The sequence below is a fragment of the Peptidiphaga gingivicola genome (genome assembly GCF_001652275.1).
In the GTDB taxonomy this organism is placed as follows: domain Bacteria; phylum Actinomycetota; class Actinomycetes; order Actinomycetales; family Actinomycetaceae; genus Peptidiphaga; species Peptidiphaga gingivicola.
This window is the reverse complement of record NZ_LVZK01000001.1, coordinates 489794-510132: the sequence shown is the minus strand read 5'-3', so window position 1 is coordinate 510132 and position 20339 is coordinate 489794. Positions and strand designations below refer to the sequence as shown.

Here is a 20339-nt window from a genome sequence, read left to right as displayed (position 1 = left end):
CCTGCAACTTGAGGTCGGCGCTTGAGAGCGTCGACGCTCGAACCGGCACTTGCGTCGGCGCAGAGATTGACGCCGTCCCTTTCCACAATGAAAAGCCGACGTCGCGGGCAGGCCGTTTCCACAATGAAAAGCCGACGTCGCGGGCAGGCCGTTTCCACAACGCAACATTGAAGACAGCCTCTCGACTCTGGGTCCGCCGTCGACACGCGTCCGCTTCGCAGAGTATCCTCACAGTTGTTGTAAACCACTGATACTCCAGGGAAGTCTATGAAAGTGAAACCGCGTGGATCGTATGGGATCGACGCCGCCTACGTGCCGATCCTGTGGTTCATACCCGGAGTCATGTTCGCGTCCGCGACACTCGGGGCGCTTGGCGGCAGCGCGTGGCAGCCAATCGTCTACGGATTGCTGACGATCCAGTTCCTTGGGGGGACGGCAATCTACCTGCACACCACGCTTCGTGGGAAGTTCGCCGTTTGGCGCAGGATCCTGAGCGAGACCGACGACGCCGACGTCGAACGAATCCTCGACTTGGGCTGCGGACGCGGAGCAGTGATCGTCATGGCGGCTCAGCGCTTCCCCGAGGCGAAGCTGACCGGCATAGACCTGTGGCGCAAATCCGACCAGTCCGGCAACGGAGAAGAGGCGGCCACCGCCAACGCGAAAGCCAACGGAGTCGATTCGCGCATCGATTTCGTCACGGGCGACATGACCAAGCTTCCCTTCGAAGACGGCTCCTTCGACCTCATCACCGCGAGCATGTCCATTCACAACATACCGAAAGCCGAAAGGCGCGCCCGAGCGATCCGAGAAGCGGTTCGCGTGCTCAAACCGGGCGGAAGGATCGTCATCGCCGATCTTAAAGCAATGGATGAGTATGCCGACGAGCTGTCGAAGCTCGGCCTGAAAATCGAGGGGCCCAAGAGCCTCGGGTGGCAGGCCTGGTGGAGCGGACCCTGGGTGTCCAGCAAGATGCTGCGAGCCGCGGCCGAGTAGCCGCGAACGCATCCGCTGACGCTTGCCAGTCCTCTGGCTACCCTTAGGCGGCTCGCCTGCCTTCTGGCGCTCTGCCGCCCTTGACAGTCCGCCTTCCTTCTGGCGCTCTGCCGCCCTTGACAGTCCGCCTGCCTTCTGGCGCCTCGCCTACTTTCGACCGCTTGCCCGCCTTTTGCCGCTTGTCTGCTCTTTGACGACTTGGGGCCGGGGCGACTCGTCGCCCCGGCCCCAAGTCGCCTGCGCGCGTTGCGTCAGTTATCCGGCGCCGACGCGCTCGCCATTGTCACCCATGCAGTGCAAGGGTGTCAGGCTCCTCGTCAGCGAACACCCCGGAAAGGTATCGGGGAGCACGCGCCACCTGCGACAAGTATCCTCCCGCGCCCTTCTGATCGAGGATTTGGAAGGTTCCGTCGGAGACCAAGCCGATGGTGTCGGTCTTCTGACCCGAGATCCAGCGTCCGGCCAACGCGACCTCCTTGCCGTCGCCTGCGGTGAACTCGCTCGTCGCCTTGCCGCCCGCCAGCCGATCGGTGAAGTAGAAGACGGATCCACGCCTGACGGCTAGAGTGTCTTTGCCGTCCCCGTTCCAGTCGCCGACGACCGGGGTGTCGCCGTCGCGCCCAAACATGAACGTCGCTTCGGCGCTGCCGCCTTCGAGCCCTGTGTTGAGGTAGAAGGTGTGCCCGCGGCGCACCGAGATCGTCTGGCTTCCGTCGCCGTCCCAGTCGCCCACCAAAGGCGTATCGCCTGCACGGCCGTAGGAGAAGACGACGTCGGCCTTCCCTCCCCGAATCGAATTGACCAAATAGTAGGTGTTTCCGCGCTTGACTCCCGGGGTGGCGATTCCGTCGCCGTCCCAGTCGCCCACCAAAGGCGTGTCGCCTGCGCGGCCGAAGAGCACTTCCTTGCCGCCGATGACGAACGCATTCTCGGCCGACGGCGCACCGGGCTGGGCGGTCGGCGACGCCGTGGCAGTCGGGCTGGATGTAGAAGTCGGGCTTGCCGTGGGCGAAGCGGTCGGAGAGGCCGTCGGCCCGTCAGAAGCGCTCGGCGACGACGTTGCGCTCGGCGACGCCGTGGGCGAAACGGTGGGGCTGATCGACGGAGAAGAGCTCGGCGAGGCCGTCGGCGTCGGGCTCGGCCCCGGGTCGTTGCCCGCAGTGACGTCCTTCTGAACTGTCAACTCCGTGTGGTCGCGGACCTCGACCTTGACCTTCTGACCCGAGGCGGGGACGTCATACGTCAAAGTCGCCTGGTAGCCGTCGCCCACGGATTTCGCTTCAACCCAGTCCGAGGCCTTCGTCGAACCGGAACCGACGGTGAGGATGCGCGCCTGGTGGGAACCCTCGGCCACGCCGCCGCGGACATTGACCGTAACGGTGACCTTCCCCTGAGAGGTTCGGGACTGTGTGGTCACGCTCATCGGCGCGTACCGTTTGAGCTGCTTGTTCGGATCCATGCCTGCGTTCGACATCTTCTCCCGAACCAGCTTCCACGCAGACGAACCGGGTTCGGCAGCCACGTAGAACACCGCCGAAGCCCTCCGCGCCTCGTTGCCCGACGTGTCGCCGCCTAGCTCAAAGTCCTTCAAGCTCCTCGGCAGGACGAGGACCTTCGGCAAGCGGCCGTCCGTGTAGCGAATGTCCGTCATCCCCTCGCCAAAGTATGCCGACACGGTTTCATTCGAGTTCCCATAGGTCTGATCGTACTTTCCGTTCTTGCCTCCGCGCACGATGATCCGCTCGGGAGTCCTTCCGGTGAAGGCTCTGTCGATTGACGTGATTTGAGTGCCGAAATCGACCTTGTGAAGGGACACGGTGTTGTTGAAGCCGCCGACGACCTCCAAACTGTCGGGGAAATCAACGTTGCTCAGGTTTGTTGCGTCCTCGAAAGAACGGCTTCCCAAAGTCTTGAGGCCCTCCGGCAGGTGGAGTGAGCGCATAGACGCAACGCCGAAGAATGCAGAGTCTTCAATCGCCACGGTGCCGTCCTTGACTCGAACGTCTGAGCCCACGGAACCCCCGGCACACGCAACGAGGTGCAAGCCGTTCTCGCGCTTGGCGTAGAGCATCTTGCGCGAATCGTCGCTAAAGACGGGGTTGCCTTCGGCCACCTCTATCGAGCGAAGCTTCGGTGTGTCTGCGAGAGCCATTTCCCCTATAGTCGCCAGTCCAGAACCGAAGCGAATCTCGAGAAGGCTCTGGTTGGCGCAGAAGGCGCGCTCGCCAATCGTCGCCAGAGAATCCGGCGTTTTCACTTTTTCCAATCCTGAATAGAAGAAGGCAAAGGCACCGATCTCCTTGAGCCTGTTTAGCTCGGGATGCAAGTTAACGCTCTTAAGCGCCGAATCGTTCGAAAAGGCGGACGCGCCGATCTTGACGGCGCCTCCGACGTCGGCGCTTTCCAAACTGGTGCACTCCGAAAAGGCGTTCTCTCCGATGCTCTCGACGCTAGAGGGAAGCTCCAGCCGCTTGAGCGCCGAATGGCTGAAAGCGAAGTCGCCGATGGTTCGAACGCTGCTTGGGAAATCGATCTCCTTGAAATCGGAGCCCGAGAACGCACTGCTGGCGATTTCTCTCACGCCGGCCGGCACTCTGTATTTTTTCACCGTGTCGTTGTCGAAAGTGCGGCCTAGGGGAATCGCAATGAGCTTGGTTCCTTCCCCGTTGAACAGCACATTGGCGATTGTCTTGTAGTTTGGGTTTTCCTGGGAAACGGTGATCGTCTTAAGAGATTTGGTTCCGAAGAACGAACCGTCAAGCTGATCGGGCCCTACGCCCTTGCCGATGTGAAGGGTCACGAGTTTTCTCATGGCCCTCATCGCGCCTTTGGCTTCGACGACCGAATCGGGAATCGTCAGATCGGTGATGTCTGTGCCTGCGAAAGCCCCATCGCCAATGGACTTCAAACCTTTGTTGAAGGTCACTTTGGTCAAGTTCGAGCGGTCGAATGCGTCGTCGCCGATCGACTCCATTCCCGCGGGGAAAGTCACTTCTGTGATCGGCGAGTACCAGAAAGCGTACTTGCCGATAGCCTTGAGTTTTGACGGAAAACCCGTCGATACCTGTCCGTTCGCCCCAACGACCTTGAGAGCCTTGAGACTGCCTGTTCTGCCGAACGCCCTGTATCCGATTTTCTCAACGTTGTCCGAGACGGCGACGTCGCTGAGGTGGCTTGCACGGAAGAAGGCCTCGTCGGGAATCTCCGTGACCCCTGCGGGCAGCGAAATCTTCTGAATCCCGCTCTTGCTGAAAACCGATCGTCCGAGGGACGTCACCGAACGAGGGAGGGCCGTCTCCTTGAAGGCCCCCGTCCTGTAAAAGGCGAGCTCGCCGATCTTGGTCAGTTGGCTCGGTTTGGCGTCGGTGTCTTCGAATTCGACCGTCGTCAGGGCGCTGCATCCGAAGAAGGCCCCCTTTTCGATCTCGACGACGGTGGCGGGGATCTTCGCCTTCACGACGCCGGTTTGCTTGAAGGCGTACTCGCCGATGACTTTGACAGAGTCGGGGATCGTCACGTCCGTGGCCGAACCCTTGTATCGCACGAGCTTCCCGTTGCCGTCAATGTCAAAATCTCCGGTCGGCGTGGAAGGCGTGTCAGCGGGCGCCGCGCTTGCGCTCGGGGCGTCCGCCGGAGTCGCGCCGGAGGATCCCGGAGATGCTTTGTTTTCGGTGTTGTTTGAAGGATTTTGCGAGGGGGCCTCGGACTCTTCCGACGGGGAGCCTGACTGAGGCGAAGCGTCGTCGGGGTCGTTTTGGCCGTTCGGGCTGTTCTTCTGGCCGTTCGGGTCGTCGGTCCTGTCTGCAGGGAGACGAGTGCCTAGAACGGTCGCGGCCTTCGGGGCGTCGGCGCCCTGCGTGGCTGCAGCCGCCGGCGCCAACGCGGACGTGGCCACGGCGATAACGGCGAAAGCCGCGGTATAAGAGAATCTTTTAAAAGAGGTGGACATGATCTCCTCCATGGTGACAATGAAGGCGTGCAATGAGCGCGCATAGGGAATGCAGTGGCGTCTCCGCCATGTTGCGAGGCAATTTAGACTTTAGTTCGAACCACCGCTGCGTCAGTCAATGCACGCGGCGTGACAAAGAGTCCGATTTCGCGCGAGATATCGCGTCGCGGGCCTCACGTGGGCGGCCGTCGCCGCGAAGAACTCGGAGTTCTTTTTCAATTACACATTTTCCCTCCATATTAGAGGCAGACGGCGAGGAACGTGGTGGTGAGCGAAGCGGCATCCCTACCGCTTTAGAACGTTTTGATCATATATCGTTCCGACGCCCGCGTCGATGGATTTCAATACCCATCTTTTCAGTTGAAAACGGAACGCCGAGATGATTGGCATTCCTTCATCGAAGGAGCGGCTTATACTCTGAATCGCCTCCCGCACGCCCTCTTCGATTTTGTAGTCAAGGGCTCCGAGCGACGCGGCAAGGGCAAACAGAGGCGGTCCGCGGCTCGATCGCGTCAGTCCTGATAGTTTGGACAGGTGAAAGCCTCAGACCTGACCTTTAGACCTCTGTCGTCTTCGGACCGCGAGCTCATGCGAGCGGCGACGCTCGCGAACATGAACTGGACCGGCTCACGCAGATTCACCTACGCCGACATCGATTCGACGCCGGAGTTCAGCCATTACTTCCGATTCGACGAGTCGTCGGGCGATTTCGGGCTCGCCGCCGAATCAAACGGCCGGCTCGTCGGCCTGGCGTGGCTGACGTTCTTCGATGCGACGGATCCGGGCTTCGGCTATATAGCGGACGGCGTTCCCGAATTGAGCATTTCCGTGTGGGACGGCTACCGACGCCGCGGCGTCGGCCGGTCGCTTCTACGCGCTCTCCTCGGCGAGGCACAGAATCGCCGCGTCGAGAGAGTGTCCCTTAGCGTCGAGGAGGGAAACGGCGCCGTCAACCTCTATAAGCAGTGCGGCTTCGCGCCCGTAGAAGGCAATCCCTACAACGCCTACATCGTTGATCTCGAGTCTCGAGCTTAAGATCTCGAGTCTCGCGCTCAATCGCCTGCCTCCTACTCAATCGCCTGCCTCCCGCCATTTCCTTCGGCGGCCGATTCGACGTAGGCTGATGGGCATGGAACTCGTATGCAACGTCGCATTGTGGCCGCCGAAGGTGGAATGTTCATTCAAAACGTCACGAGAGGAGATCCTGGCTGTAGGACGCAATATTGCCTGCGTCGTCGGGGGAGTCGTGTTGATCAAAGCGATCAAGGCGATTGACGTCCGCCGTCAATGACGGAGCCTTTGAACGGACAGTTGAAACTCGAACACAAGCATCCCCAGTCCGAGGGAGGTCGAACTGGGGATGAGTGGAGCTAACGGGACTCGAACCCGTAACCCCCTGCTTGCAAAGCAGGTGCGCTACCAATTGCGCCATAGCCCCGAGCCGGCAGCAGTTGCAGGAAGGTGCTTTCCGGACTATTCGACGGGATCGGAAACCTCGTACCAGACTGCCCGATCCTGAAGCTTCTTTTGGACGCCAACCCATCCGACATATCCGATAACGAATGCGAGGGCCGTGACTGCGATCTTCTTCATGATTCATTCCCTCCGTGTTCTTGCGTGGGCCTAGCTGGACTCGAACCAGCGACCTCTTCCTTATCAGGGAAGCGCTCTAACCGACTGAGCTATAGGCCCTCGCACTTCTGGGTGCCGGTCTAGATTACCCCAGTGTTTCGCCGATTTCCAAACCTGAATCGAGGGATGTGTGCGGTGCCTCAAACCTCAGGCCATTGAGTCCGCGAGGACGACGCCGACGCGATCGACGGCGTCGAAGCCCACGGAAGCGGGCGCAACTCCGGGGATCCGACCGCTACTCGTCGGTGACGGTTATGCGTTGGCCTCCGACGAGAGATGCTATGAGGTTGTACAGCAGCGCCCCGACGGCCGCCATCGCCGTCAGAAGCACGACGTCGATGATGGCGATGATGACGGCGAAGCTCATCCACCGCCCGAACTCGAGGTACTCGCCGAGTCTGAGCAGGTCGGGCTGGTTGAGCGTCTGAAGCAGGTCGTCGATCTGGCTGAAAACCTTCATGTTGTTCAGAACGAACCATAGGATCATCATCGCGACGACGATCATGATGCCTATCGCGACTGATGTGATGAAGCCAATCTTGAGGGCTGACAGGGGGTCGACCTTCGAGATCGTCATCTTCACCCGTCGAATGCCCACTGACTGCTTCGGTTGGGGGTCGGCTGCGAACTTGGCCCCCAATGCGGCCTTCCCCTTTGCCGCTGCCGCTTTGAAACCTGTATTGCGGGTATCGGCGGCCTCGGTCTGCCCACTCGTAGGGCGCGTGGCCTCCGTCTTCGGTTTCTCACTCATCGATTACTCCGTTGCTCCAGCCTGGTTGGCGTGATCTGTGGCGGTCTCCGTAGAAACCTCCACCACAGAGGCTACCGTGTCCGCGGCGTTTTCGCCTTCGCCGTCGGACTGCCCGACCTCCGCTTCGATCGTCGTTTCAATGTTTCGAGCGATTGCGATGATCCTGTCACCGCCGTCGGGACGGGCGAAAGTGACGCCTTGGGTGTTGCGTCCGGTCTTCGAAACCTCGGCGGCAGAGGCCCGCATCACTTTGCCCGACTCCATGATGACCATGACGTCTTCGCCTTCGGTGATAAGGGCGCCGACGAGGTCTCCCCGTTCCTCGGTCAGTTTCGCAACCTTGATTCCCAAGCCGGCACGGCCTTGGATCCGGTACTCGTCGACCGACGTCCGCTTGGCGAAACCGCCCTCTGTGACGACGAAGACTTCCGCGTTGTCCCTGACCACCCTCATCGTCAGCAGCGAATCGCCCTCGCGGAACTTCATTCCCGTCACACCCGAGGAGGGGCGCCCCATGGGCCTCAGCGCTTCGTCGGTCGCCTTGAAGCGAAGGGACATTCCCTTGCGGGAAACGAGGAGGAGGTCGTCGTCCTCGTCGACCAGACAGGCAGCCACCACATGATCCGTCCCGTTGCCGTTCTCACGGAGCTTGATCGCGATGAGACCGCCGGTGCGCGGCGAATCGTAGTCGCTCAACCGCGTCTTCTTCACGAGGCCGTCCGCCGTGGCAAGCACGAGATACTGCGCTTGATCGTAGCCCTTGAGCGTGATCGTCGAGGCGATCGTCTCGCCCGGTTGGAAGGCGAGTAGGTTCGCGATGTGCTGGCCCTTCGCGTCGCGCCCCGCCTCGGGGATTTCGTACCCCTTGATTCGATAGACCCTGCCCAGATTTGTGAAGAAGAGGTGCCATTCGTGGGTCGAGCCGACGTCGAAGTGCTCGACGACGTCGTCTCCGCGGAGCGAGGCGCCCTTGATTCCCTTGCCGCCGCGGTGTTGAGCCCGATACTCGGAGGTTTTGGTGCGTTTGATGAAACCCCCGCGGGTGATGGTGACGACGACGTCTTCCTCGGGAATGAGATCCTCGACCGACATCTCGCCGTCGAAGGGAAGAATCGTCGTGCGCCTGTCGTCTCCGTACTTGTCGACGATGGCGCCGAGCTCCTCGCCGATGATGGCGCGTTGGCGCTCCGGCTTGGCGATGATGTCCTTGTAGTCCGCGACGAGGGCGGCCTTCTCCTCGTACTCGTCGATGATCTTCTGGCGCTCTAGGGCGGCCAGGCGACGCAGCTGCATCTCGAGGATCGCATTGGCCTGGTCTTCGTCGATCTCCAGCAGGTCCATGAGGCCCGTGCGGGCGAGGTCGACCGTCTGCGAGCTGCGGATGAGCGCAATGACGGCGTCCAGCTGGTCGAGCGCCTTGAGATAGCCCTCGAGGATGTGAAGGCGCTTGAGGGCCTCGCCGAGCCGGTATTCCGTGCGGCGGAGGATGACCTCCATTTGGAATGCCACCCAGTGGCGAACGAAGCCGTCGAGAGAGAGCGTGCGGGGAACGCCGTCGACGAGCGCCAGCATGTTGGCCGGGAAGTTGTTCTGAAGCTGGGTGTGTTTGTACAGGTTGTTGAGCACGACCTTGGCCACGGCGTCTTTCTTCAGAACGACGACGATGCGCTGGCCGGCGCGCCCCGAAGTCTCGTCACGGATGTCGGCGATGCCGGGAAGGCGGCCGTCCTTGATGCCTTCGACCATCTTGTCGAGCAGGCGGTCGGGGTTGACCTGATAGGGGAGGTCGGTGACGACAAGGCACTGCCTGCCGTGGATCTCGTCCACTTCGACGACCGCCCGCTGGGTGATCGAGCCGTGGCCGGTGCGATACATGTCCTCGATGCCGCGGGTCCCGAGGATGAGGGCGCCAGTCGGAAAATCAGGCCCCTTGATCCGCTGTATGAGGGCCGCGAGCAGCTCTTCTTTCGTCGCGTCGGGGTTCTCCAGATACCACTGGACGCCGGCCGCGACCTCCCGCAGGTTGTGCGGCGGAATCCGCGTCGCCATGCCGACGGCGATGCCTTCGGATCCGTTGACGAGCAGATTCGGGAAGCGCGATGTGAGAACGGTCGGCTCCAGAAGCGAGCCGTCGTAGTTCGGTTCGAAGTCGACCGTCTGTTCCTTGATGTCGCGCACCATTTCCATGGCGAGGGGCGCCATCCGCACTTCGGTGTACCTCGGCGCGGCCGCGCCGAGGTCTCCGGGCGTGCCGAAGTTGCCTTGGCCCGCAACGAGCGGATAACGCATCGACCACGGCTGGACCAGCCGCACGACGGTGTCGTAAATGGCGACGTCGCCGTGCGGATGGTAGTGGCCCATGACGTCGCCGACCACCTTCGCCGACTTCGAAAACGAGTTGTCGGGCCTGTAGCCGCCGTCGTACATCGCATAGATGACGCGTCTGTGCACGGGCTTGAGGCCGTCGCGCACATCGGGCAAGGCGCGGCCCACAATGACCGACATTGCGTAGTCGAGGTACGACTTCTCCATCTCGCGCTGGAGGTCGACCCCTTTGATGAGGCCGTGATTGTAAACGGTGTCTTCGCTCACTGGTTCCTTGCCTTAGATGTCGAGGAATCGCACGTCGTGCGCGTTGCGCTGAATGAAGCCTCGGCGGGACTCGACGTCCTCGCCCATGAGGATGGAGAAAGTCTCGTCGGTCGCCGCGGCGTCGTCGATCGAAACCTGTTTGAGGGTGCGGGCCTCGGGATTCATCGTGGTGTCCCACAACTCTTCGGCGTTCATCTCGCCCAAGCCTTTGTATCGCTGGATGCGCTGGCTTTCCTCCCGGGGAAGGCGAAAGCCCTTGTCCTTGCCTTCGACGAGCTTCTCGTCGCGCTCACGATCGGAGAAGACGTAATCGTGAACGGCGTTCGTCCACTTGATGCGGTAGAGCGGCGGCATCGCCAGGTACACATGCCCGCCCTCGATGAGGGGGCGCATATACCTGTAGACGAGGGTCAGCAACAAGGTTGCGATGTGGGATCCATCGACGTCGGCGTCTGCCATGAACACGATCTTGTGATAGCGGAGCTTGGCCATGTCGAACTCGTCGCCGATGCCCGTGCCGAAGGCCGTGATGAGCCCCTGGATCGTGTCCGAGGAAAGCGCGCGGTCCAATCGCGCCTTCTCGACGTTGAGGATCTTCCCGCGAATCGGCATGATCGCCTGGTGCTCGGGATCGCGCCCGTTGACGGCCGAGCCTCCCGCAGAATCCCCCTCGACGATGAAGATCTCGCACTCTTCCGGGTTGCGCGACGTGCAATCCTTGAGCTTGCCGGGCATCGACGCCGATTCGAGCACGCTTTTGCGACGCGTCGCCTCGCGGGCCTTGCGCGCCGCGGCCCTGGCGGCGAAAGCCTGAAGGGCCTTGCGGATGATGTCCTTTGCCTCGTTCGGATGCATGTCGAGCCAGTCCGTCAGATGCGAGTAGACCTGCTGTTGAACAAATGTCCGTGCCTCGGTGTTCCCGAGCTTCGTCTTCGTCTGGCCTTCGAACTGCGGATTGCCGAGTTTGACCGAGATGATGGCCGTCAGACCCTCGCGGATGTCGTCGCCCGAAAGGTTGGGGTCCTTGTCCTTGAGCAGCCCCTTGTCACGGGCGTACTTGTTGATCACGGAGGTCAGCGCGGAGCGGAAGCCCTCCTCGTGGGTGCCGCCCTCGGTGGTGTTGATCGTGTTGGCGAAGGTGTTGAGGGTCTCCGAGTAGGCGGACGTCCACTGCATCGCGACCTCGCATTGGATCTGCCTCTCGCGGTCCTCCGCTTCGAAGTAGACGACGTCCGGGTGGACGACCTCGACCTTCTTCGTCGTGTTGAGATGCTTGACGTAGTCGAGGAGCCCTCCCGAATACATGTACGAGACGCTGCGGTACCCCGGCGTCGGAGAGCCTTCTCCCGTCTCGCCGACGACCTCGTCGCCTTCGGGGGTGGCCGTCGGCCGTTCGTCGGTGAGCGTGATGCGCAGGTCTTTGTTGAGGAAGGCCATCTGCTGGAAGCGGCGCCGCAGGGTTTCGAAATCGTAGTGCGTCGTTTCGAAGATGTCGGGATTCGCCCAGAACGTCTGCGTCGTTCCGTGCTCGTCGGTTTGCTCGCCGCGCTCGAGGGGGCCCGTCGGGACGCCGTTTTCAAAGGAGATGCGCCAGACGTACCCGTCGCGGCGCACTTCCGTCTCCATTCGAGTCGAAAGGGCGTTGACGACGGAGACGCCGACGCCGTGCAGTCCTCCGGAAACCGCATATCCTCCGTTTCCGAACTTGCCTCCGGCGTGCAAGATCGTCATGACCACTTCGACGGCTGGCTTGTGCTCCGTTGGGTGCTCGTTGACCGGGATGCCGCGGCCGTTGTCACGCACACGCAGGCCCCCGTCGGCCAAAATCGTCACCTCGATGTGGTCGCAGATCCCGGCCAGCGCCTCATCGACCGAATTGTCGACCACTTCGTACACGCAGTGGTGGAGTCCGCGCTCGCCTGTGGAGCCAATGTACATGCCCGGGCGTTTGCGGACGGCTTCGAGACCCTCGAGAACAGTGATCGACGAGGCGTCGTAGGCCTGGCCTTTTGAGACTTTGACGACGCTTTCCTCTTCGGGGGCCGCGTTATCTGCGGATGTTTCGTCTGTCGTCACGCTTGAGTTTCTCCTTCGCCTAAGCATGCGGAGCCCATCACGACGTCTGTGTGAAGCGCTGCCCCCGCTGCGGTAGGCCCCCACCAACAAAGGGGCCTAAGCAATTCTACCGCGCTTCACGGAATGAATGGACCAATCTGACCGTACGTGTGCTAGTGCACGTTTCCTCAGGGTTTTCGCTCGCATCATCCGTACGTGTCGCGCGGGCCCCGCCCTCGAACCGAGAAGCGGCCGTGTTTCCAGCTCGGCTGCGACGGCCCCTTGACCACGATCTCCTTGACCACTCCTTCGCCCACCTCTTTGGCGAGGGTCGCCTCGAGGGTCGCTTGAAGGGCGCGGATCTGGGTTTCCCACGACGTCGACGACGTGCGCAGCGTGAGCCGCCCGCCGTCGGAGAAGTCTTCGACGGTGCAATGCTTGGCCACCGTCGGGCCCACAATCTCGGGCCATCTGCTGGCCACGGATGCGACCTCGAGCCTCTCGCGCCACCCTTTGTCCCGAACATAGCGGGCGAGGATCTGGCCGATCGGGTGGGGGTCCCGGTGCGAAGGCCGCGGGCCGCTTCCGACGTCGCCCCATCCCGGGCCGGGGCTCTGGACCTCGTCGCCGAGAGGCTCGTCCGCATCGTGCGTCTCTCGGCTGCGGGCCTCCTCGAAAGTCCGCGCTGCCGACGGGCGCCTCGTACGCACGTCGCCGCGGGCGTACGAGGCCTCCCGAGCCCGATCCAGAGCGCGAAGCGCGAGCACGTCGCCGTTTCGCTCGATCGCGGCCCTCTTCGCCGCATCGATTGCACCGTCAGCCATCGCCGCCGCCCTCCGCGGCGCGGCCGTTCCCCGCGACCGGCGCATTTCCGCCGTCTTCCTCGCCATCGCTTCGTGTTTCCTCGGCGACATTGCCAGATTCCTTGACGACGCTTGTCATTTTCTCCGAAACGCTCTCGGGCTCCTCCGAGACGTTCCCCAGCGTCACCGTCAGGCGGCGCCCACCCAGTTCTGCCGGAAGCTCGCTTCCGACGGCCGCTGTGACAATCGCCTGCTCGGCCTCTTCGACGATTCGCGCCAGACGGTCTCTGCGTCGCGCGTCGAGCTCGGCGAAGACGTCGTCGAGGATGAGGACGGGCTCGCCGCCCTCCGCCCATTCGCCCGATTCGTCGCCGCACAGAACCCGCCAAGAGGCGAGCTTGAGAGCAAGTGCATAGCTCCATGATTCGCCGTGGGAGGCGTATCCTCGGGCGGGCAGCGTCCCAAGGGCGAGTTCAAGTTCGTCTCGGTGCGGGCCGACGAGGTTCACGCCGCGTCTGATCTCCTCCTCGCGCCGCTCGGCCATGGCGCTGATGAGCCGGATTTCGTTGAGCTCGACGTCGCGAAGCTCTTCCTGCGTGCCTTCGTCGAAGTCGGGCCCACCGCCGGCGCCGTTCGCCCGCTCCGTAAGCCGTCCGGCGCTTGCGCGGTAGGCGATTTCAGCAGGGCCGCGCCCACCCGAGACCTTCGCGTAGAACTCGTCGACACGGGGCCGCAGCCTGGCGACGATCTCCGCGCGGGCGGCAGTTATCCTCGCTCCAAGCTTGGCCAATTGCACGTCCCAGACGTCCAGCGCGGCCGCGTCCGCCGATCCGCCGCCCCTGCGCGCCGCACCGGCCGATTTCAACAGAGCCGCACGCTGTCGCGCCGCCCTGTCGTACTCGGATTTGACCGCGACCATCCGCGGTCGAAGCTGAACCATGATTCTGTCGAGGAAGGACCGCCGCGCCGCGGGATCGCCGGAGACCAATTCCAAGTCCTCGGGTGCGAAAAGGACGCTGCGCACCGTGCCGACGATTTCGGGCGGACGCACGAGTCCGCGGTTGATCCTCGCGCGGTTGGCCCGGCCGGAGTAGATTTCCACCTCGACCGTCGTCGGCGCGGAAGAGCGGACGACGCGCGCTTGCACCACCGCGGCCGTCGCCCCTTGGCGGACCAATGCGGCGTCGCCCGAAACCCTGTGGGACGAGAGGGTCGACAGGTATCCGACGGCCTCGATGAGATTCGTCTTCCCCTGCCCGTTCTCGCCGACGAGAACCGTCACCCCCGGCTTTAGGGCGACGATCGCCCGCTCGTAGGAGCGGAAATCCGTCAGCGCGAGATCGCTAAGATACACGCTCTCTCCGTCGCCCGCCCGCCTTGCGCTTCATCCGCCGTAGGTGCGGATCGGCATGAGCAAAAGGCGGAATTCCTGATCGTCCTCGCCGTCGATCTCGGGCTGCGCGGTAAGGACGGCCGGTTTCGAAGCGCTCGTAAACGACAGCCGGACGTAGGGGGCCGACGTCGCCCCGAGCCCCTCCTGGAGAAAACTCGGGTTGAAGGCCATGACGATGTCCTCGCCGTGAAGCGTCGCCTCGAGCGCCTCGCTCGTCTGGGCGTTGTCCCCCTGGCCCGCTTCGAGGATCACCTGGCCTTCGCTGAAGGAAAGCCTGACGGCGGAGTTCTTTTCGACGACGAGCCTCGCGCGCTTGATCGCATCGAGCATCTCCTGGCGCCCAATGACGGCGTAGCCCGTCGCCTCCGAGGGGAAGAGATTGCGGACCTGCGGGTACTCGCCGTCGATGAGTCGGGCGACATTGTGGCGGCCGGCCGCCGAAAAGCCGATCATGCCCGTCCGGCCCGAGTTGTCTATCGCGAGTTCGACCTTGCCTACGGATCCCAGCGCCTTTGCGATATCCGACAGCCGCGAGGCCCGCACGAGGATCCTGTGCGAGGCGTCCTCGTTAGCAGGCTCCCACGTCAGGTCGCGCACCGCGAGCCGGTAACGGTCCGTGGCCATGAGCGACATCGTCTTTCCCTCGATCTCGATGCACACCGAGACGAGAAGCGGAAGCGTGTCGTCGGAGGAGGCGGCCGTCACCACCTGCGCGACGGTCTCTTGCCAAAGCGCCCCGTCGACGACGCCGGAGACCTCGGGCATCGGCGGCGCCGACGGGTAGTCCTCGAGGGGCATCGACTGCATAGAAATGTGCGACGACCCGCACACCACTTCGAGTTTGGCGCCCTTCAACTCCATGTCAATCGGCTTGTTGGGGAGGGCCCTGGCGAAATCCGAGAGAAGCCGGCCGTGGACCAGCGTCGTTCCGGGCTCGTCGACGGCTGCCTCTATGACGGCGTGCGAGGAGATGTCCGGGTCGTAGGAGGATAGGGCGACGGAGCCGTCCTTGTCCGCTTCGATCTTCATTCCCGCGAGAACGGGAAGAGAAGGGCGCGAGGGGATCGTGCGGGCAACCCACGAAACGGCGTCGGCGAAGACGTCGTGTTCAACCCTAAGCTTCACTACAGACCTTCTTTCTTTGAATCCTTAAAGGACATACCTAACTCCACTTTACGCGAGAACGGCTTGGCCGTCGTCCATATCCGCCTCGTTGCGCAGTCCAAGACCGATCGTTCCCTGTACTAGATAAGTTCTCAGTAGTAGTTGTAGCACCTGTGGAATCGGTGGATAACCGAACTTTTGTCAATGTTTTCAAAGGATTTTGCTGTGGATGGATCTGTGCAGAACCTGGGTGCAAAACATAGGAATCAGTGGATGAGACACTTTCGACCTTAAAAGATCCACAGACGAACAGCCTTTGTCCACAAAGAATCAAGGATATGCCACAGCCTCATGCACAGTGCATGTGGATTCCACAGGAGCCCGGCACACGGCGAACTGCGCGAATCCTGGCCATGCGCCCGACAGCGAAAAGCCATGCATGCAAGCTGCGGCGAAGCCCGGCGCGCAAGCTGCGGCGAAGCCCGGGCACGCGGGCTACAAAGAGGCCTGCTGCGCGGCTTGTTTGATCCGGCTCGTCAGCTCGGAAACCTGGTTGTACGTGGTTTGCCGCTCCGCCATCTGCTTGTCGATCTTTCTGCACGCGTGCATCACAGTGGTGTGATCGCGCTTGCCGAAAAGGTGGCCGATCTTCGGAAGCGACAGCTCCGTCATTTCTCTGCACAGGTACATGGCCACTTGGCGAGCCGAGACGAGGACCCTGCTTCGATCGGTCGATATCATCTCCTCAATGGAAATGTCGAAGTACCCAGCCGTTTGGCTCATGATGAGAGTCGCGGTGATCTCGATGGCGTCGGGATTGGCTATGAGGTCCTTGAGTATCATTTCCGCCAATCCGAGGCTGATCGTCTGCTTCGACAGATCGGCGAAGGCTGTGACTCGTCGAAGGGCGCCTTCCATCTCGCGCACGTTCGTCAGCATGTGGGTCGCGATGTACTCGTTGACCTCTCGGGGAACCGTGAAGCCGTCCGAGTGGGCCTTCTTCTCCAAGATAGCGATCCGAGTTTCGAGATTGGGACGGTCGATGTTTGCCGTCACGCCCGAATTGAAGCGAGAGAGCATGCGCTCCTCGAATCCGTTGAGGAGGTTGGGAGACACGTCCGACGTAATGACGATTTGCTTGTTGGAGTTCGTCAGCGCGTTGAAGGTGTGAAAGAACTCCTCGACCGTCGAGTCCCGTCCGCCGATGAATTGAATGTCGTCGATGAGCAGGATGTCCACCGTGCGGAACTGGTTCTTGAACTCGGCCTGGTGTCCGTCGCGCACGGAGTTGATGAAGGCGTTCGTGAACTCCTCGGCGCTCACATAGCGGACTTTGATCGAGGGGAAGAGGTTGAGAGCGTAGTTTCCGATGGCATGCATGAGATGGGTCTTGCCCATCCCGGAATCTGAGTAGAGGAAGAGGGGATTGTATGTCGTCCCGGGCGATTCGGCCACGGCCAGCGACGTCGCCGTGGCAAAGCGGTTGTTGTCTCCAATGACGAAATTGTCGAAGGTGTAGCGCGGATTGATGCGCGCCTTCTGCGATCGTGCCGCGGTGTCGGGGCGTTTGGCAAGCGCCTCCTCCGCGATCGTCGTCTGATCGACGTAGCGAATCCCCTGTGTGAAGGACTCGTGCGATTCGTCCGGCTTGCTCGGGAGCAGCGGCTCGTCGCCAGACCCGGAGGTGTCCAGGTGCCTGGGTCGAGGCCTTGCATAGCCGGCTTCGACGTCCGTTGAGCTTTCCCTGTACTTCGCGGTTTCTGAAAAAGAATGCTCGGAGGATCTGGACATTCCAGGATAGCGAGGCTGCGAATAGTCCGACGTCGCAGAATCCGAAGCGTCACCCTCTTCCGCTTCGACGCCCGACGACGCCAACGACGACGGGGCCAACGACGGCATGGTCAGCGAGGACGCAGGCAAAGGATCTTCCGAGGCCGCGAGGACGCTGGGAGCGACTGCGCTGGGTGCAATGCTCGACGCCATTGTCCCGACGGGCTGGGACTCGTTCACACTCGGATCGACGGAGATGACGATGCGCACGGAGCGTCCGAGTATGTTCGAGAGCATCGAGGTCATCGTTTCGGAGACGTGCTCCTCGATCCAGGTTTTCACAAACTCGGACCCCACGGCGATCATGAAGATCTCGTCCACCCAGGCCAAAGGATGGGCCATACGCACAAAAGCGGCCTGGGAATCCGAGAGCGAGCCGTCTGCGCGCAGTAATTCGGTTGCCGCATTCCACGCGTCTTTGGCCGGATTACCGTCACTCATTGGAACTCCTTGGACGTGTGAGAACCCACCGCGCATTGCCTCCTGCGTGGGACCTGACCAATTTGAACACAGCCTTGGGGACAATGCAACAGGTTTATCCACAGCCTTGTCCACAACTGTGGAAATTACATCGATGTTGTTCACAAGGAGATTTGTCCGTTTTGACGCCGGACATTCGAAGATCGATTTTTATCCACAGGTGTGGACACAGATGTGAATAACAAACGTGTAGTTTGTCGATAGCGGGACCTCCTTGAGATTCCACTCACCAGAGGGGACGCTGCGTTGACCCCTGAGCGGACCCTCGCGTAAAGTTGTTTAGTCATGTGTGCCTCGCACACGAGCAGTCTTCGCGAGACTTCCTCGCGCCGTCTTAGGGAGAACAACCGTGACCAAGCGGACTTTCCAGCCCAACAACCGCCGCCGGGCCAAGGTGCACGGCTTCCGCAAGCGCATGTCGACCCGCGCCGGCCGAGCGATTCTCGCTGCTCGCCGTCGCAAGGGTCGCCGTTCGCTCTCTGCCTGACGTGCTTGCTGCCGAGAACCGCATGCGGCGCTCGGCGGAGTTCGCCCAAGCCTTCCGAGGCGTTCGAGGCGGATCTGCCAGGCTTCTCGTAGCAATCGGCGCAGATCCTTCCGGCTTCGACCGGTCCGGCGCAGATTCTATAAGCAGCGTCACCGACCTTCCGCCGAAGGTCGGTTTTGTCATACCCAGATCTGTCGGAAACTCGGTCGTCAGGCACCGTCTCTGTCGGCAGCTTCGCCATCTCATGAGGACGCGCGTTCAAATTCTTCGCCCGGGTGAGCTCGTTTCCGTCCGTGTCTTTCCGCCGGCCAAAGGCGCCAGTTCCCAAGATCTGGCCGCCGACCTTGACCGCTGCATCGCTTCGGTTCGCCACAAGGAGTCGCTTCGCGAAGGTCGCAGGGAGCCGCTTGACGAGAGTATGGAGGGGTCGATTGGCGGCAAAGGCCGCAACGAGGTTTTGCCGGTCAGCGCTCCCACCGATACGGGAAATTCCAGCGAGAGCGGCGAGCGATGAGTTTTCTCACCAGATTTCTTTCCTGGCCCATTCGGGCCTATCAGCGGTGGCTTTCTCCAGGCTTTCCGGCAAGATGCCGCTACGCGCCGACATGTTCGCAATACGCGTTGGAATCTCTGCGAATTCACGGAGTCTTGAAAGGTACACTACTAGGAGTATGGCGAGTTCTGCGGTGCAACCCATGGAGCAAAGGCGGAGTGGACAGGGTTCCCCCCAAAGGACGGTGGCCCTCGAAACCCCTGGATGTGGACGAGCTTCACGCTCTCTACGAGCGGGAGGACGCGGAAGCGGCTCTAGTGGGCGATCGCCGCGGCGGCGAGGTCTGCTCGGCCTCGCAAGCTTGACAGCAAGAGCGGGTAACCGCCGAATACGAAAGAAGTAGCGTGGATACAATCCTTTTCCCACTCATGTGGGTGATCGCATGGATCATGGAGATCCTGCGTCGGGTCTTTGTGGCGTTCGGCCTTCCGGACGGCGCGGGCGCGGCGTGGGTTTTGTCGATCATCGGCCTCACCGTCGTCGTCCGTCTTCTGGTGCTTCCTCTTTACAACAAACAGATTCGATCCTCGCGCCAGGCCCAAGTCATCCAACCTGAGGTCCAGAAGATCCAGAAGAAGTACAAGGGCAAGAAGGACATGGTTTCCCGGCGCCGAATGCAGGAGGAGATGCAGGCGGTTTACCGCAAACATGGAACCTCTCCTTTTGCCACGTGTCTGCCGATGCTGGTCCAGATGCCCATTCTTTTCGCGCTTTACAGGGTTATCTCCGCATTCCCGGGCATTTCCAGCGGGCGACGCGAGGCATTGGGCCCTATCACCAAAGAGCTTGCGACGGACTTCGAGAAGTCCACGGTTTTCGGAGCGCCGCTCGCTACGAACTTCAGAACTGCGGCGTCGACCAACAGCCAGATTGTCATTGGAGTGCTGGTCCTCATCATGAGCGCCACGATGTTCTACACGCAGCATCAGCTCATGCGCAAAAACATGCCCGAGTCCGCTTTGGACAAGAGCAACCCGATGTACCGCACACAGCAGATCATGATGTACGGCATGCCGATCATGTACATCTTCATGGGTGGAGTCCTTCAAGTCGCGGTTCTGGTTTACTGGGTCGCGGGCAACATCTGGAATCTGTGCCAGCAGGCTTGGTTCATTCGCAACAATCCGACGCCCGGATCGCAAGCCTACAAGGAACGCCAGAAGCGCCTTCGGGAAAAGCGCGAACGCAAAGGCCTGAGCAAGGAGGAGATCGAGAAGCTTGAGTCCGAGGACGCCGCTCGCGCGGGAGGTCGGGTTCAGCCTCTCGGCAAGGAAAGGTCGAAGAAGGCTGCGGCGAAGGCAGCCAATCGAGCGCTTCACAATGACGCCGACGACTCTGATGTCGATGAAGCCGACTCCGACAAACCTGAAGAGGTTCGCGGCAAAGACGGTTTGACCGAGGCCGAGCGGGCTCGACGTCGCTACGAGCGGCGCCAAGCGGAACGAGCGCGCGCGAAGAACAAGGCCGCCAATCGAAAGAAACGCGTCCAACAGAACCAGAAGAAGCGAAACTTCTGATCCTTTGCTCGCCTTACTCCAGCTATGAGTTTCTATGCATCAATGAGTCCTTCCCTAACCAACGATTCTCCTTGAGCCATGGCTTCACCCGAGCTTCGAAAGCTTCCCGGCCGGAGGTTTATACGCTTCCACGTCGGAGGAATTCCCAAGTTCGCAACTACCAATCCCCACAACTACAACTACTTTTACGCACTGCA

General features: G+C 61.5%; 14 protein-coding genes, 2 tRNA genes and 1 pseudogene. 7 read left to right on the top strand and 10 right to left on the bottom strand.

Annotated elements, in window-relative coordinates:
- The first annotated feature begins 267 nt into the window (after positions 1–267).
- Positions 268–996 carry a class I SAM-dependent methyltransferase gene (locus tag A4H34_RS02055; protein WP_009198075.1) on the top strand — a complete coding sequence of 243 codons (729 nt, stop codon included), beginning with the start codon at positions 268–270 and terminating at the stop codon, positions 994–996.
- Between the two features lie 283 nt (positions 997–1279).
- On the opposite strand, the gene A4H34_RS02050 is transcribed toward A4H34_RS02055, so the two are convergent.
- Positions 1280–4945 (bottom strand): leucine-rich repeat protein, encoded by a 3666-nt coding sequence (locus tag A4H34_RS02050; RefSeq protein ID WP_064230900.1) that lies wholly within the window; start codon positions 4943–4945, stop codon positions 1280–1282.
- A 534-nt stretch (positions 4946–5479) separates the two neighbouring features.
- Here A4H34_RS02050 and A4H34_RS02045 point away from each other — a divergent pair.
- On the top strand, positions 5480–5980 hold the full coding sequence (locus tag A4H34_RS02045; RefSeq protein ID WP_231870918.1) for a GNAT family N-acetyltransferase: 501 nt from the start codon (positions 5480–5482) through the stop codon (positions 5978–5980).
- A gap of 330 nt (positions 5981–6310) precedes the next feature.
- Here A4H34_RS02045 and A4H34_RS02040 read toward each other — a convergent pair.
- From A4H34_RS02040 to dnaA, 9 genes are all read right to left on the bottom strand, one after another.
- Positions 6311–6383: transfer RNA gene (locus tag A4H34_RS02040), tRNA-Ala, on the bottom strand.
- Positions 6384–6563: 180 nt separating this feature from the next.
- Positions 6564–6637, bottom strand: a tRNA-Ile gene (locus tag A4H34_RS02035).
- 175 nt (positions 6638–6812) lie between these two features.
- Positions 6813–7328: a DUF3566 domain-containing protein gene (locus tag A4H34_RS02030; RefSeq protein ID WP_009198081.1), complete on the bottom strand. Its 516-nt coding sequence runs from the start codon at positions 7326–7328 to the stop codon at positions 6813–6815.
- A gap of 3 nt (positions 7329–7331) precedes the next feature.
- Positions 7332–9860 carry a DNA gyrase subunit A gene (gene gyrA / locus A4H34_RS02025; protein WP_231870990.1) on the bottom strand — a complete coding sequence of 843 codons (2529 nt, stop codon included), beginning with the start codon at positions 9858–9860 and terminating at the stop codon, positions 7332–7334.
- Positions 9861–9932: 72 nt separating this feature from the next.
- The gene (gene gyrB / locus A4H34_RS02020; protein ID WP_231870917.1) at positions 9933–12023 is read right to left on the bottom strand and encodes a DNA topoisomerase (ATP-hydrolyzing) subunit B; all 2091 of its coding nucleotides are present in this window, start codon (positions 12021–12023) and stop codon (positions 9933–9935) included.
- A 158-nt stretch (positions 12024–12181) separates the two neighbouring features.
- Positions 12182–12799: a DUF721 domain-containing protein gene (locus tag A4H34_RS02015; protein ID WP_064231651.1), complete on the bottom strand. Its 618-nt coding sequence runs from the start codon at positions 12797–12799 to the stop codon at positions 12182–12184.
- Complete coding sequence (gene recF, locus A4H34_RS02010; RefSeq protein ID WP_064230896.1) at positions 12792–14132, bottom strand: DNA replication/repair protein RecF; 1341 nt, start codon at positions 14130–14132, stop codon at positions 12792–12794. The genes A4H34_RS02015 and recF overlap by 8 nt, the downstream gene beginning before the upstream one ends.
- 30 nt (positions 14133–14162) lie before the next feature.
- Complete coding sequence (gene dnaN, locus A4H34_RS02005; protein ID WP_064230895.1) at positions 14163–15296, bottom strand: DNA polymerase III subunit beta; 1134 nt, start codon at positions 15294–15296, stop codon at positions 14163–14165.
- Positions 15297–15770: 474 nt separating this feature from the next.
- Complete coding sequence (gene dnaA / locus A4H34_RS02000) at positions 15771–17546, bottom strand: chromosomal replication initiator protein DnaA (protein ID WP_009198089.1); 1776 nt, start codon at positions 17544–17546, stop codon at positions 15771–15773.
- 388 nt (positions 17547–17934) lie between these two features.
- On the opposite strand from dnaA, the gene rpmH reads away from it, so the two are divergent.
- The 5 genes and pseudogenes from rpmH to yidC all read left to right on the top strand — a co-directional run bounded on the left by rpmH (position 17935) and on the right by yidC (position 20142).
- Positions 17935–18072: a 50S ribosomal protein L34 gene (gene rpmH / locus A4H34_RS10560; RefSeq protein WP_082902995.1), complete on the top strand. Its 138-nt coding sequence runs from the start codon at positions 17935–17937 to the stop codon at positions 18070–18072.
- Between the two features lies 1 nt (position 18073).
- The gene (locus tag A4H34_RS11540) at positions 18074–18586 is read left to right on the top strand and encodes a ribonuclease P protein component (RefSeq protein ID WP_082902994.1); all 513 of its coding nucleotides are present in this window, start codon (positions 18074–18076) and stop codon (positions 18584–18586) included.
- Positions 18583–18735 (top strand): annotated as a pseudogene (gene yidD / locus A4H34_RS11535) (membrane protein insertion efficiency factor YidD); the annotation flags it as partial. The gene A4H34_RS11540 and the pseudogene yidD, both read left to right, overlap by 4 nt.
- A 48-nt stretch (positions 18736–18783) precedes the next feature.
- Positions 18784–18930, top strand: coding sequence for a hypothetical protein (locus tag A4H34_RS11530; RefSeq protein WP_009198091.1), 147 nt, complete (start codon positions 18784–18786; stop codon positions 18928–18930).
- A gap of 39 nt (positions 18931–18969) precedes the next feature.
- Positions 18970–20142 (top strand): membrane protein insertase YidC, encoded by a 1173-nt coding sequence (gene yidC / locus A4H34_RS01985; RefSeq protein WP_040322501.1) that lies wholly within the window; start codon positions 18970–18972, stop codon positions 20140–20142.
- Positions 20143–20339 lie beyond the last annotated feature (197 nt).

Excerpts from the sequence above, each read along its gene's own strand:
- A4H34_RS02055 (WP_009198075.1), top strand. The coding sequence starts at position 268 with ATGAAAGTGAAACCGCGTGGATCGTATGGGATCGACGCCGCCTACGTG.
- A4H34_RS02050 (WP_064230900.1), bottom strand. The coding sequence starts at position 4,945 with ATGTCCACCTCTTTTAAAAGATTCTCTTATACCGCGGCTTTCGCCGTT.
- A4H34_RS02030 (WP_009198081.1), bottom strand. The coding sequence starts at position 7,328 with ATGAGTGAGAAACCGAAGACGGAGGCCACGCGCCCTACGAGTGGGCAG.
- gyrA (WP_231870990.1), bottom strand. The coding sequence starts at position 9,860 with ATGGAGAAGTCGTACCTCGACTACGCAATGTCGGTCATTGTGGGCCGC.
- gyrB (WP_231870917.1), bottom strand. The coding sequence starts at position 12,023 with ATGCTTAGGCGAAGGAGAAACTCAAGCGTGACGACAGACGAAACATCC.
- A4H34_RS02015 (WP_064231651.1), bottom strand. The coding sequence starts at position 12,799 with ATGGCTGACGGTGCAATCGATGCGGCGAAGAGGGCCGCGATCGAGCGA.
- dnaA (WP_009198089.1), bottom strand. The coding sequence starts at position 17,546 with ATGAGTGACGGTAATCCGGCCAAAGACGCGTGGAATGCGGCAACCGAA.